Annotated in this window: 10 protein-coding genes; 6 read left to right on the plus strand and 4 right to left on the minus strand. The window is 71.4% G+C overall.

Annotated features, from left to right (window positions below; all coding sequences use genetic code 11):
- The first annotated feature begins 444 nt into the window (after positions 1 to 444).
- On the plus strand, positions 445 to 1,275 hold the full coding sequence (locus ACFWUZ_RS18155) for an alpha/beta hydrolase family protein (RefSeq protein ID WP_384373355.1): 831 nt from the start codon (positions 445 to 447) through the stop codon (positions 1,273 to 1,275).
- Positions 1,276 to 1,434: 159 nt separating this feature from the next.
- The gene (locus ACFWUZ_RS18160; RefSeq protein WP_384373239.1) at positions 1,435 to 4,236 is read left to right on the plus strand and encodes a LuxR C-terminal-related transcriptional regulator; all 2,802 of its coding nucleotides are present in this window, start codon (positions 1,435 to 1,437) and stop codon (positions 4,234 to 4,236) included.
- 69 nt (positions 4,237 to 4,305) lie between these two features.
- Here ACFWUZ_RS18160 and ACFWUZ_RS18165 read toward each other — a convergent pair whose 3' ends face one another.
- Entirely contained in the window at positions 4,306 to 5,415 is a 1,110-nt protein-coding gene (locus tag ACFWUZ_RS18165) for a C40 family peptidase (protein WP_384373241.1), read from the minus strand.
- A gap of 369 nt (positions 5,416 to 5,784) precedes the next feature.
- On the opposite strand from ACFWUZ_RS18165, the gene ACFWUZ_RS18170 reads away from it, so the two are divergent.
- Together ACFWUZ_RS18170 and ACFWUZ_RS18175 are read left to right on the plus strand one after the other, a co-directional pair.
- On the plus strand, positions 5,785 to 5,991 hold the full coding sequence (locus ACFWUZ_RS18170) for a hypothetical protein (RefSeq protein WP_384373243.1): 207 nt from the start codon (positions 5,785 to 5,787) through the stop codon (positions 5,989 to 5,991).
- A 53-nt stretch (positions 5,992 to 6,044) separates the two neighbouring features.
- A complete protein-coding gene (locus tag ACFWUZ_RS18175; protein WP_384373357.1) occupies positions 6,045 to 7,229 on the plus strand; it encodes an IS701 family transposase in 1,185 nt (394 codons plus the stop codon).
- A 284-nt stretch (positions 7,230 to 7,513) separates the two neighbouring features.
- Here the strand turns inward: ACFWUZ_RS18175 and ACFWUZ_RS18180 are convergent, their stop codons facing one another.
- Positions 7,514 to 8,437 (minus strand): NADP-dependent oxidoreductase, encoded by a 924-nt coding sequence (locus ACFWUZ_RS18180; protein WP_384373244.1) that lies wholly within the window; start codon positions 8,435 to 8,437, stop codon positions 7,514 to 7,516.
- Here ACFWUZ_RS18180 and ACFWUZ_RS18185 point away from each other — a divergent pair.
- Positions 8,436 to 9,392 (plus strand): LysR family transcriptional regulator, encoded by a 957-nt coding sequence (locus tag ACFWUZ_RS18185; RefSeq protein WP_384373246.1) that lies wholly within the window; start codon positions 8,436 to 8,438, stop codon positions 9,390 to 9,392. The genes ACFWUZ_RS18180 and ACFWUZ_RS18185 overlap by 2 nt on opposite strands.
- Before the next feature lie 779 nt (positions 9,393 to 10,171).
- Positions 10,172 to 11,044, plus strand: coding sequence for a hypothetical protein (locus ACFWUZ_RS18190; RefSeq protein ID WP_384373248.1), 873 nt, complete (start codon positions 10,172 to 10,174; stop codon positions 11,042 to 11,044).
- A gap of 276 nt (positions 11,045 to 11,320) precedes the next feature.
- Here the strand turns inward: ACFWUZ_RS18190 and ACFWUZ_RS18195 are convergent, their stop codons facing one another.
- Together ACFWUZ_RS18195 and ACFWUZ_RS18200 are read right to left on the minus strand one after the other, a co-directional pair.
- Complete coding sequence (locus tag ACFWUZ_RS18195; RefSeq protein WP_384373250.1) at positions 11,321 to 11,704, minus strand: VOC family protein; 384 nt, start codon at positions 11,702 to 11,704, stop codon at positions 11,321 to 11,323.
- 32 nt (positions 11,705 to 11,736) lie between these two features.
- Positions 11,737 to 13,164 carry an amidase gene (locus ACFWUZ_RS18200; protein WP_384373252.1) on the minus strand — a complete coding sequence of 476 codons (1,428 nt, stop codon included), beginning with the start codon at positions 13,162 to 13,164 and terminating at the stop codon, positions 11,737 to 11,739.
- Positions 13,165 to 13,292: the final 128 nt, after the last annotated feature.

Genomic DNA, 13,292 nt, shown 5'->3' on the forward strand with positions numbered 1-13,292 from the left:
CTCGACGCCCTCCCCCGCATGCTCCCCGGGCTCGGCGCGGACGCGGCCCGCCGGGCGCGGGTACCGCGATGCTGCGCTCCCCGGCGACCCGCCCGTCCGGCGGGCCGACCCCCTGCGCCCCACGAGACCGGTGATTCCACCGATGTGCGCCTGCCGGGTACGCCGTGACAGTGGTCCGGCCAACGAAGCGGCGGTACTCCACCCGCAGGCAGTGCGGTCCCCGGCCCGGAGCCGGGAGCCGGCTGCCGGCCGGGCCGGCTCCGCCACGACCGAGAGGACGACTCCGTCGTGCAGCAGTACACCGAGCACACCCAGCGAGCCCAGCGAACCCCCCAGGCCCCTCCCCGCCACCACGCCCGTACGAGCGGCCGGTCCGGCGGCCCCGCCGGCTCCGGGAGGACGCCGCTCCGTTCGCTCCTCGCCGCGCTGGCGGCACTCCTGACCATGAGCGGACTCGCTACGTTCACGGCGCCCGGGGCAGTGGCGGCAGACAACCCGTACGAGCGGGGACCCGCACCGACCAGGTCGAGCATCGAGGCCGCCCGCGGGCCCTACACCGTCGCGCAGACCAGCGTGTCGTCCCTGGGCGTCACGGGCTTCGGCGGCGGCACCATCTACTACCCGACCGCCACCGGCGCCGGGACCTTCGGCGCCGTGGCCATCTCCCCCGGCTACACCGCCACCCAGTCGTCGATCGCATGGCTCGGCCCGCGACTGGCCTCCCAGGGCTTCGTCGTCCTGACCATCGACACGCTCACCACGCTCGACCAGCCCGACAGCAGAGGGCGCCAACTGCTCGCCTCACTGGACTACTTGACGCAGCGCAGCCCCGTGCGCAGCAGGATCGACAGCAGCCGACTCGGCGTCATGGGCCACTCCATGGGAGGTGGCGGCACGCTGGAGGCCGCCAAGACCCGGCCTTCCCTGCAGGCAGCCGTCGCCCTCACCGGCTGGAACCTGGACAAGTCCTGGCCCGAGATCCAGACGCCGACCCTGGTCGTCGGAGCCGACGGTGACTCGATCGCACCGGTCCTCACGCACTCGGAGCCCTTCTACGCCGGCTTGCCCAGCTCGCTCGACAAGGCGTACCTGGAGCTCGACAACGCCACGCACTTCACGCCGAACACCTCGAACACCACCATCGGCAAGTACAGCGTCGCGTGGCTGAAGCGGTTCATCGACAACGACACCCGCTACGAGCAGTTCCTCTGCCCGCTGCCGGTCCCCGGTCCGACCATCGAGGAGTACAGGGGGAACTGCCCCCACACCTCCTGACCCCTCCCGGCCGGTGGAGACGGTCCCCCTGGGGCCCTCCACCGGCTGCGGCAAGGCTTCCGCCACTGTTTACACCGCAGTAACCTCACCGGCGTGACCGGACAGACGACCGTGCGACGTCCTTGCCGGATATACGGCCGGACGACCGAGAGCGCAGCTGTGGAAGCGCTGTGGGCCCAGCTCCGGTCCCGGCGCGGCGGGACACTCCTCCTCGCGGCGGAGCCAGGACGGGGCCGGAGCGCTCTCCTGGCCGCGGCCGCCCGCGAGTTCACGCTCGGGCCCGTCCTGCTCCCCCGGCCCCTGCCCGTTCGCCCCCGTCCCTACGACGGCATGCGCGCGCTGCTGTGCGCGGCAGCCGAGGGCGGGGGCGCGGCGCCATCGCGGTCCGCGGGCGGAGCGGGCCGGTGGACGGCCGACCTGCCCCGGCTGCTGTGGCCGTACGTCCCCGGGGGAAGGCCGCTGCTCATCTGCGTGGACGACGTGCACCTGTGGGACGCGCCCTCGCGGGCCGTCCTGGCTTCGGCCGCCCGTCACCCCGACCCCGATCGCCCGATCGGGCTCCTGCTGTCGATTGCGGAGCACCGGGCGGACGATCCCGACTTCGCGGGGCTGCCCCTGGTCCGCCTCGGCCCCCTCGACGACTGCTCATCGACGGCCCTGCTCCACGATGTCGCCGATACGGGCGTGGACCCGTCCGTGCGCTCGGAGCTGCTGGCCGAGGCCGAAGGGAACCCTGCCGTCCTGGCGGCGCTCGCCCAGCGCCTGACGCCGGACGAACTCCGCGGGCACCGCCCGTTGCCCCGCCCGCTGGTGGACGGCGGCGCCCTGTGGGCCACCTTCGGCAGTCGCCTCGCCCCGTTGCCGCCCCCCACGCGACAGCTCCTGCTCCTGGCGGCGGCCGCGCACGAACCCGGCCCCGCGGCGGCCGGCGCGGACGCCTCGCTGGTGCTGCGCGCCGCCCGCGAGGCCGGACTGGACCCGGCCGCCCTGGACCCCGCCGAGGCGGCGAGGCTCGTGTACCACGCCGACGACCGCGTGACGTTCGGCAGCTCCCTGCTCCGGCGCACCGCCTACACCGGCGCGCCGTCATCACAGCGCCGGGCGGCCCACGCCCTGCTCGCCTCGGTCATCGACGCCGACCGGTACCGCCTGCGCCACCTGCTCCACCTCGCCCTCGCCACGCAAGGTCCCGACGCCTCTCTCGCCGTCGCCCTCGTCGCCGCGGCCGCTCCGGGCACGCCCACGTCCGCGATGGAGCGCTCTGCCGCCCTCGCCCTCGCCGCCGATCTCACCGCCCACGCGGGCACCCGAACCGCTCACCTGACCGCCGCGGCCGAGTACGCCCGCATGGCAGGACACCCCCGCAGGGCGCGCCGCCTGCTGGCGGCCACCCGGGACGGCACCTTGCCCGACACGGTGCACGGCCGCACGGAACTCGTACGGGGCAGCCTCGGTCTGAGGGACGGGCCGGTCGGCGACGCATACCAGGCACTGCTCATGGCTGCGGAACGGCTCGCCCCGCTGGATGCCGAAGCGGCCCTGGAGGCCAGGATGGAAGCGGTCGACGCGGCGTGGGCCGCGGGTGACGCCGGCGCCTGCCTGGCCGCCCTCGCCGACGCCCCGCTGCCGTCGCCTTCCCAGGACGTCACCGTGACCGGTGCACCGCCGCCGACCGGTCCGCACGCCCCGGTCCGGCACGAGACGGTCCGCCTACCGGACCCCCTGCCCCCCTTCTCCTCACCGCCGCTCGATCCGAGGCCGGACTACAGAACGGGACTGCGCACCGCGCTCGACGGACACCTGACCGAGGCCGCGCAGCCGCTGCGCCGGGTGCTCGACGGGGCGCACCACGACGACGACCCCACCCGCCTGGTGCGGGCCGGTGTCGCCGCGCTGGTGCTCGGCGACATCCCTGCGGCGTGCCGGATCAACGCCCGGGCCTTGGCCGCCTCGCGCTCGAAGGGGCTGGCCGCCCTCACTCCCAAGATCCTCGAACACCTCGCCTACGCCGAGCTCCGCGCCGGCCAGCACGCACGGGCCCGGAACCACGCTCAGGAAGGCCTGCACGCCGCCCGTCAAGCGGGCCAGCGCAACGTGGCCGCGAGTCAGCACGCGATCCTGGCACTGGTCGCCTCCGTCGAGGACGATGCGGCGGCCGTCGCCGCACATGCCGGGGCCGCCGTGGAGATCGCCCGACCGCACGGGCTCCTCCAGGCCGTCACCCTGGCCGAATGGGCCCTGGCGCGCGCGGACCTGTGCCGCGGCCGGCCTCTCGAGGCGGCCGCCCGCCTCGGCCCGCTGACCCGGCCGGGTCCCGGGCGCGGCCACTTCGCCGTCCGCATGCTCGCCCTGCCCTGCTTCGTCGAAGCCTCCGTGATGTCCGGGGCTGCGGCGGAGGCGAGAGCGGCCGTCGAGGAGTTCGCCCTCTGGGCCGCCCAGGGCGCCGACCCGCAGGCACCGGCGCAGCTGGCCCGGTGCCGTGCCCTGACCGCCCCGCCGGACGACTCGGCCGACGCCCTCTTCGCCCTGGCCGTGCTCCGGCACGAGTCGGCGCACGGCGACTTCGAGCGAGCCCGCACCCAGTTGCTGTACGGAAAGTGGCTGCGGCGCCGACGCCGTCCTGCGGAAGCCAGGAACCGGCTGCGGGACGCACTGGTCGCCTTCGAGCGCTGCGGGGCCCCCGCCTGGGCCGAGCAGACCCGTGCCGAACTGCGGGCCACGGGTGACGCCCCCGTCCCCGTACCGGCGGGTGGTCTGGGCCGGCTGACCCCTCAGCAACTGCGCATCGCGCGCTGCGTCGCCGAAGGCGCGACCAACCGGGAGGTGGCCCTCAGTCTCTCGGTCAGCCCCCGCACCGTCGACCACCACCTGCGCAACGTCTTCGCCCTGCTCGGGGTGCGGTCGCGGACGGAACTCTCCCGGTTGGTGCACCGCACCGACCACGGCGGCGTACAGCCGTGAGGCTCTCCACCTGCTCACCGCCGGGCAAGCCGGTTCCCGGCCGTCCGCGGCCTCACCGGGGCGCCGGCGTCAGCGGGTGAGGAAGCGGGTGGCACCCACGTAGACGCGGCCGGTGGAACCGATGGGTTCCTCCTTCACCACGTCACCGGTTCGGGGAGAATTGATCATCATCGGTTCGCCGTTCCTCGTCCCCGAGTAGATGCCGACGTGGGTGACCTCGGTGCCGGTGGCCGGGCGGAAGGCGACGATGTCGCCGGGCCTGAGGTCCTTGGTGCCGGTGATGCGCACCCCGGCGGCCGAACCGGTGGGTGCCTGCCCGCCACCCGCGTCGAACTGCGGCTGGGCGTCCCGGGGGATGGTGATGCCGAGGGCGGAGTAGATCTGGCCGGTCAGCCCGGAGCAGTCGTAGCCGAATCCGGAGGTTCCCGACCACAGGTAGGGCAGGCCCATGAAGGTGCGTGCGGCGGCGACCACGTCCTCGCCGCTCGGTGCGGCCGGCACCCTCGCCAGGTCACCGGCCCGGAAGAACACCCGGTCTCCGCTGTGGGAGTAGGCGGTGACGACGCCGGGCAGCGGGCCTGCTTTCACCGGGAACGAGGTGTTGTAGGAGTATGCGCGCGCCTGCCCCGGCCCGGCGCCCGTGGAGGCGGCCTCGGCGGTGGTGAAGGCCCGGGCCGTGGGACGTCCGACCCGTTCCTCGTGCGTACCACGGGGCGGCCGCAGGTGTTCGGAGGTCAGCTGCCGGTCGGGAATCCAACCGGGGTAGGCGCCTCGTCCGGCCTGGTCCCTGGGGGTCGGCTGGCCGTGCACCCATACGTGGTCCCAGAGGAGGCCGCCGTACCACATCGTCCGGTCGACGGTCACCTTCGCGCCGTGGAGCGCCTGCGTCTCACCGGCCACGTCACGACGCTCGTCCAGGGACATGGCCGTCAACCAGCCACGGATGTCGGCAGGATTGGCGGTTGCGGGAGCGTCCACCGGCCGGACCTGCCCGGGACTCACCCAGACCTGGGCCACCGTCACGTCGACGTAGCAGGTCGGGGCACCGTCGCACGGACTCGCCGTGGCGGAGTCGGAACGGGCGGGCGGGCGGGTCGGAGCGGCGGGGAGTGCGGCGGCCGGGGCGGCGAGGGCGAGGAGCACCGCGGCAGCCGTCAGGGCGGTCTTCACGGAATACATGAGCCGATTCTGTCCAGTACGTCGCGTTTGCGAACCCGTCCGGACGGTGGACCGTCGAGAACACGCTGCCCGGCCCGACGCCGCCGGCGGCACCCGCGGCCCCGGCCGCGGGTACCGGTGGCGCGCGGCCCGCCGTCCGCGAGAGCGGCCACCATCGTGCGGAGCACCGTGAGCGCGGCTCCCGCGGCTCCCGCGGCTTTCTGGCCGCGGGAGCAGGAGGGGCAGCGGCCGGAGGCGCGTTCCTGCACCTGTCGGCGCTGCCTCCCCCGCGCGGGGGAGGCGGTCGCGACTTTCGGACGATGCCCGGCCACCGGATGGTTGGCGACGATCAAGGCACATGCCGTCACATGCCGAGATCGGAGCCCCTCCGTGCTGAAGTGGACCCTTCGCGCCACCGCTGTCCTCGCGATCGCCGCCGCCCTCGCCACCCCCGTGGCCGTGACCCCACCCGAAGCCGTGGTCGCCACACCCGCCGTCGCCGTCTCCGTCGCCACACCCGGCCCCGGTGTCCTGGGGGTTGAGCTCACCTCCGGCCTGCGCGAGCAGGCTCGGACGGACCGTCCCGTCGCCTTCTAGTACTGCAACGGCGCTTGGTGTGACTGGTGGCCAGGGTGGTCGTTGGTCTGGTTATGGGTGGGGTGCTTGGTGATGTGAGGGCGTGGGCGGCGGGTCTGGGTGAGGTGCATGAGCGGTTCCTGCACCGGTTTGCCCGGTCGGAGCCGCGCGAGTCGGCACTGGCGTATATGCAGGGGCTGATAGCTCCGCTGGAGCGGAAGAACGGCTGGACGCTTGCGGAGGAAGCAGGGCATGGGAGCCCGGACCGGATCCACCGGCTGCTGAACCGGTGCGACTGGGACGCTGATGCAGTCCTCCACGACGTCCGCGACTACATCGTCGAGCATCTCGGCGACCCGGAAGCGGTGCTGATCGTGGACGACACCGGGTTCCTGAAGAAGGGTGTCCGCTCGGCCGGCGTCCAGCGCCAGTACTCGGGAACAGCGGGCCGCACAGAGAACTGCCAGGTGGGTGTCTTTCTCGCCTACGCCGGTGCCCGGGGTCGCACGCTGATCGACCGCCGCCTGTATCTGCCCACGTCATGGACCGACGACCGGGAACGCTGCCGGGCCGCGGGCATCGAGGACGCGGTTGCCTTCGAGACGAAGGTGGCCATCGCCAAGGCGATGGTCCGCCGGGCGATCACTGACCGGATTCCGTTTCGGTGGGTGACCGCGGATGCCGCCTACGGATTTTCCAAAGGTTGGCGCACGGAGCTGGAGCGAGCCGATGTCTTCCATGTCATGGCCACCACCCGCCACGACACCGTCGTCACCCGCTGGGCGATGGACCACCCCGTCCACGACCTGTTCAACGGCCTTGCGAGGCAGAAGTGGAAGCGCCGTTCCTGCGGGAACGGAGCCCACGGCCCGCGGGTCTACGACTGGGCCCGGGTGGAGGTCCGGCCCTGGCACCGCGAGGACCGACGGCACGGGGTGATCGCCCGCCGCAGCGTCAGCCGGCCCGATCAGATGTCCTACTACATCGCCTACTGCCCCGCCGAGACGACACTCGACGAACTGATCAGCGTCGCCGGCAGCCGGTGGGCCGTCGAGGAATGCTTCCAGACCGCCAAGCAGGAATGCGGCCTGGACGACTACCAGGTCCGCCGCTATCCCGGCTGGCACCGCCACATCACGCTCGCCATGGCCGCCCACGCCTGCCTCACCGTCCTGAAGGCCCGAGCACTGGATACCGGGAAAGCAGAAACGGATCCTCCCGGCTCATCCCCCTCACCCTCCCCGAACTCCGACGCCTGATCACCCGCCTCACCCACCGCCAACCAGCACCCGTCGAGCACGTCCTGCACTGGTCCCACTGGCGCCGCCACCGCCAACACCAAGCCCGCACCAGCCACTACAAACGACGCGGCCACACACCACCAGAAGCTGCCAACCTTTCAGACAAAAGACCGTTGCAGTACTAGCTCGCGTCCTTCGGTCACACCGGCGCCGTCGACCGTGGGATTTCCTCCTCAGGTCGAGAGGCTGCCACGGGCCTTCGCGGTGGGTGCACTCCGGCCGGTCCGCCGATGTACGGAGCCTCAGGGCACGAGCGCGATCTTTCCGCGGACGCGCCCGCTCTCGCTCAGCCGGTGGGCCTTTGCAGCATCGGTGAGGGGCAGCGTCTCCGCGATGGAAGGGCGGATGCCGGCGCGGTCCACCAGGTCGGCGAAGCCGGACAGGTCGGCCGGGGTCGGTGCGAGGTAGTACTCGACGAACCGCACGCCGTCCGCCTGTGCCTGCTCCGTCACGGCCGTCCGTTCGACTCCTACGCCCACGACGTCGATGAGGATGCCGCCGCGCTTGAGCGTACGGAGCGACCTCGGCCCGTAGCTCCCGCTGATCGTGTCGATCACGACGTCCACATCTCGGAGGCCCGAGAAGTCGGCCGTCGTGTAGTCGAGCAGTTCGTCCGCGTCCCGCAGGAAGGAGTGGTTGGCCGTCCGGGCCGTGCCGATCACGTACGCCCCGAGGGCCTTGGCGATCTGAACCGCGAAATGCCCCACACCGCCGGCGGCCGCGTGCACCAGAACACGCTGACCGGGCTGCACCTGAGCAAGGTTCACCAGGGTCTGGTAGGCGGTCAGAGCCGCGATGCCGAGTGCCCCTGCGTGGACGTGGTCGAGGGTCGTCGGCTTGGCGGCGATGGCGGACTCCGGCACGAGGACGTAGTCGGCATGGCTGCCGTGAGGCGGAGTCACCCAGCCGTACACCTCGTCACCGGGCCGGAATCCGGCCGCCCCCTCACCGACCTCGTCCACCACACCGCTGAACTCGTGCCCCAAAACGAAGGGAGGCTCGCCGAAGAACTGCACGTACCCGGAGCGGACCTTGTGGTCCGCCGGGTTGACGCCTGTGGCATGGACGCGCACGAGCACCTCGCCGGGTGCGGGAGCGGGCCGCTCGGTTTCGACGACTTCCAGCACTTCCGGGCCACCAAGGGTGTGCTGCCTGATCACGCGCATGTGTGCATCCTCGAATGGAAAAGGGGAAATGGAGGTGTTTCTGGCTCTTTCCGAGGAGCTGCACTTCGGTCGTACCGTCGAACGGCTGCACGTCACCACCGGGCTAATCAGCAAGACGGTCAAGAAGATCGAACGCCGCATCGGTGCGACGCTGTTCGAACGCACCAGCCGCCACGTCGCCCTGACCCCCATCGGTCGCGGCCTCAGGGATGCCCTCCTGCCGCTGCACGAGGGCATCAAGCGCGCCATGGACCGCGCAGAAGTCGCCGGGCGCGGCATGAGCGGCACCCTCACCGTGGGTTTCATGGGAACCCAGGCGGGGCGCATCATGTCCACCGCCCGGGAAGTCTTCGAACAGCGGCACCCGGACTGCCGCGTGCGTGTCGTCGAAACCCAGCTGGACCACCACGTGACGCAACTGCGCGCGGGAACGGCTGACGTGCTTCTCACCGCCCTGCCCGTGGACGAGCCGCACCTGACGGCCGGCCCGGTGGTCACCCGCGGCACCAGGTACATGTGCCTGAACGCGGGCCATCGCCTCGCGGAGCAGGACACGGCGTCGTTCGAGGACCTCGCGGGTGAGACCTTCATCTCCGTGGCCAACTCGGTCCCCGACTACTGGACCGACTTCCACTCGCCCCGGCAGACACCGGGCGGGCAGCCGATCGGCAGGCACCCCGAACCGTGCGCCACCTATGCCGAGGCGCTGGCGCTGGTGGCGACGGGGCGTGGCATCATCCCCGGCGACGGCCAACTGCTCGCGCTCTACCAACGGCCGGACATCCGGTTCGTCCGGATGACGGACATGCCGCCGGTCGAGCACGGACTGGTGTGGCGTACGTGCGATGACGGCGATCCGCGCATCCAGGCCTTCTGCGACGTCGTCCTGGAGGTCACGCCCGCACTGGCCGTTCCGGACACCGTTCCCGGATGCCCTGCGCCACGGACAGGCTGACGCGGGTGCCTGCGATCGGCCGTGGGCCCAGGGCCATGGATCCGGCCGGCCTCCTGGGGGGCGCGTACGTCGTCCCGATTGCCCGGAGCGTGGGGACCTCCGCTATGTGCGTGGTCAGGTGCTGTGAAGTGGCCGGCCATCTCGTCTTTCGTGATCGAGCACGTACGTGAGGAACACGTCAGTCGAGCACATGGGTGCCCGGCTCAAGCGCTGTCGCGGTACGCGGAAGAGGCGAGCCGGTCCGCGGGGCGAGGGATGTCTCTGTGGATTCCGCGCGACTCATCGCCAAGGATGACTTCCGCTGGTGGGGTGATCAACGACGACGCGGTCAACGATCGTTGAAGAGAACTCAAGGACCGGCAGCCGGCCGCTCCCCTGCCACGGCGAGGGCGTCGACCCGCCTGTTCGGCATCGACAGCACACGGCCCTCACTCAGCCACAGGGCGCAGGAACTGGCGTACACCGCTGGGGCGGCGAGCAGCCGTCTGCCGTGCGTAGCCTGCTCCGCGAGGTCGTCCTGCGCTCCGGACGAGGATGCTCTGAGCGAGCTGGCGCAGGGCGCCCACCCCGGCCGCCTGGAGGGGCCCGACCGTGCAGATCGCCGTGCAGCTGCCGGGTAGCAGATCCTGCCTGAACTGCAGGAAGACCCCGGGGTTATCGTCACGTCAGCCTGGGTTCACCCCCGATGGCTGGAACCGTGCGCCTGTGTACGGCAACACCACCACCCGGCAATACGGCACGGGTGAGTGCTCGACGACTGTGAAACGAGGCAGGAGCGAATGGGTACGGCGCAGGATTCCATCGCCCCCGATCAGGAATCGGGGCTCACTTTGATCCCGCCGAGCAAGCGCCACGCGTTCGCTCTCGGCGTCTCGGTCCGGGGCGGCGCTGCCGAGAAGGCGTTTCACGCGTTCGTCCAACACGAGGTCGCCTCAGGGGGTCTGGCGCGCGGGGGCGGCACGCCCGGGCAGGACGCCGTACTGCCCGTCAAGGTCCAGCTCGTTCCGCGACCCGACAACGACTACAACCCCAACGCCGTCAGCGTGGCCGCCCCACCGGAGCACGGGGGAACCGACCATGAGCGTCATCTCGGCTACATGTACGACCGCAACCTGGTCTCGCTCGGCGGCCCCATACGCGGCCTGGCGTACGCCGCCGGGCAGCCCGTCGGCTGCCACGCCCACGTGGAACTGCACCAGGTGGATCCCCAGGAGTACCGGGAGGGAACGGCCGAACACGGACCGGTCGTCACCGCCTCCCGCAACCTCATGTACGGCTACAGCGGAATACGTCTGCTGATGCCCTGGTGGGAAGACCTGCAGCAGATGGCCATCACGTACGCCCGGACGGTGCGCCCCGACCTGATCCTTCCTTTCACGGGGCACTGGAGCACCTGGCAGCCAGGGGCCCGCCGGGAACTCGCCGCCCGGACCCAGGAGCATCTCTTCCCCGTCACGCTGCGCGTCGAGGACGGGCAGCTGCTTGCCTACCACCAGGATCTGCTGCTGTCCTGCCTGTGGCCGTCGGGCAGGGACTTCTACGACCGCACCATGACGCAGGTGCAGGGACGGGGCGGAACAGCGACCGCCTATGCAGAAGATCACGAGGGCTCCATCAAGGTCTACGTCGAAGACAGCAGCCCGCGCACCTGACGGCGCTGCGCGGCCGAGGAACCGGACGTCATCCTCGAAGACGAGGCCGATCCGCGCTCCCGGACCGCTCCCGTCTCCGCTACCGGGCCGACCAGGTCGCGCCCCGCCTCACCGGACTGCGACGCCGCCGAGCGCATGCCCGACGACACCGTCGCCGTCTACCAGTACGGAGCCCAGTCATGTCCGAGGTCCGGGTCAGACCCAGAAGGCGTCGCACTCGCTCCACAGGCCGGTGCCGGAACCGCTCGGCAGGCCGGCAAAGCGCTCACCTCGTCTTCACGCTCGGCCGGCGGCCCGGTCCGACTCACTGCGCAGAACGCAGAATTCGTTGCCTTCGGGATCAGCAAGGACTGCCCAGCCTGACCCATCGGGATTCCGGTGATCGGCGACGAAGGCGGCACCGAGGCCCAGCAGCCGGTCCACCTCCTGATCGCGCGAGGTCTCAGGGCGCAGACACAGATGGATCCGATTCTTGATCGTCTTGGCCTCGGGCACCTGGTTGAAGTACAGCACCGGACCCTCCGCCAGCAGCACCTGAGTCTCCCGGTCACCCGGTCCGACGTCCGGATGCATCGGACGGCCCGTCACACTGCTCCAGAACCGGGCCAGCTCATAGGCATCCGCACAGTCGATCGCTACGTTCTGCACTACCGAAACCATGCGCTCCAGCCTTCCAGGATCCGAGGGCTCCATCAACCCGGCCTCCCAGCGCGCGGGTCGACCGGTGTGAGGACTCCGAGACGGTCCTCGATCGCCTGGGCCGCGCCCAGGCACAGGTCTTCCCGGAACGCGCGACCGACGATCTGCACTCCGCAGGGGAGCCCGTCGACCATCCCGGTCGGTACGGCCACACCGGGAACTCCCACGAAGCTGGTCACGGCGCACAGACGCATTCCCGACGCGACCCGGTCCCTGCCTGACCTGTCACGTGACTCCAGCCCCGGCTCGACCGGCGGCTCGGTGAAGACGGGACCGAGCAACAGCGGGTAGTCGTCGAGGAATCCGGCCCATGAGCGGCGGATGTTCATCCAGGTGCCCATCAACTTCATGATCTCGTCCGCGCTTGCGGGCGGAGTCTGCTCCATCGCCATCTCGATGTAGCGGTCGCCGCCCTGGCCGAGCAGTTTGCGCACCACCGGCCAGGTCGGGGCGAACTCGGTCACCGTGATGCGGCCGTACGCCTCGAGGGCCTCGTCCATGCGCGGTACGTCCTGCACGTCGCGCACGTCGTATCCGGCGTCGCGCAGCGCGTCGGCCGCGGTCGCGATGGCGCCGCGAACGGTGGGGTGGACGCCGTGTCCGCCAGGATCCGCCACGACCGCGACCTTCACGCGCCCGGGGAGCGGTTCACCGTACGTGGGCACCGGCACGGCTCGGGGGTCTCGCGGATCGGTTCCGGCCAGGACTTCGTAGGCAAGCCGAAGATCGCCGACGTTCCGGGCCAGCGGGCCGTCGGTGACCAGGAACTGGGACGCCGGGCCGGGGTCGTCCGGGCCCAGAACGCGGTGATCGGCGGGGAACCGGCCCGTGGACGGCTTCAGGCCGGCCACACCGCAGAACTGGGCCGGGACGCGCACCGACCCGCCGGAGTCGTTGCCGAGCCCGAGCGCCGCCATGCCCGTGGCCACGGCCACCGCGTCGCCACCGCTGGAGCCGCCCGGGGTCCGGCTTCGGTCCCACGGGTTGACGGTGTCGCCGAACAGCTCGCTGCGCGTGTGCATGCCCGCAAGGATCAGGGTGGGGATGTTGCTGTGCCCGATGGGGATGGCCCCCGCTGCGCGCAGCCGTGCCACCGGGGGTGCGTCCGCCGACGCCACCAGATCACGGAAGCGCTCCGTGCCGAAGGTCGTCGGTACGCCTTCGATCGCGGTGCTCTCCTTCACGGTGAAGGGCACACCCGCGAGGGGGCCCAGCGCCGCGCCGGCGGCCCGCCGCCGGTCCACCTGCGCTGCGGCCTCCCGTGCTCGCTCCGCCAGGAGCTGCGTGACCGCGTTCACCTGCGGGTTGATCGCGGCAATCCGATCCAGGTGACTGTCGACCAGTTCGACGGCCGAGACGTCAGCGCTGCGCACGGCCTCCGCCTGCGCGGCGGCCGACATCTTCCACAGGGCGTCCTGCATGGCTCTTCCCTTCCCTCCCCTTCGCGTACCGATGCGCTTGCATCGGAACAGAACCGTACCCCTGGAACCGATGCGAGCGCATCGCATAAAGTGCTGCGAAAGCAGATCGCACTGCAACAGGAGGGAAC

It is taken from the genome of Streptomyces sp. NPDC058646, assembly GCF_042716875.1.
Lineage (GTDB): Bacteria > Actinomycetota > Actinomycetes > Streptomycetales > Streptomycetaceae > Streptomyces.

Excerpts from the sequence above, each read along its gene's own strand:
- ACFWUZ_RS18155 (WP_384373355.1), top strand. The coding sequence starts at position 445 with ATGAGCGGACTCGCTACGTTCACGGCGCCCGGGGCAGTGGCGGCAGAC.
- ACFWUZ_RS18165 (WP_384373241.1), bottom strand. The coding sequence starts at position 5,415 with ATGTATTCCGTGAAGACCGCCCTGACGGCTGCCGCGGTGCTCCTCGCC.
- ACFWUZ_RS18175 (WP_384373357.1), top strand. The coding sequence starts at position 6,045 with ATGGGTGGGGTGCTTGGTGATGTGAGGGCGTGGGCGGCGGGTCTGGGT.
- ACFWUZ_RS18185 (WP_384373246.1), top strand. The coding sequence starts at position 8,436 with ATGTGTGCATCCTCGAATGGAAAAGGGGAAATGGAGGTGTTTCTGGCT.
- ACFWUZ_RS18180 (WP_384373244.1), bottom strand. The coding sequence starts at position 8,437 with ATGCGCGTGATCAGGCAGCACACCCTTGGTGGCCCGGAAGTGCTGGAA.
- ACFWUZ_RS18190 (WP_384373248.1), top strand. The coding sequence starts at position 10,172 with ATGGGTACGGCGCAGGATTCCATCGCCCCCGATCAGGAATCGGGGCTC.
- ACFWUZ_RS18195 (WP_384373250.1), bottom strand. The coding sequence starts at position 11,704 with ATGGTTTCGGTAGTGCAGAACGTAGCGATCGACTGTGCGGATGCCTAT.
- ACFWUZ_RS18200 (WP_384373252.1), bottom strand. The coding sequence starts at position 13,164 with ATGCAGGACGCCCTGTGGAAGATGTCGGCCGCCGCGCAGGCGGAGGCC.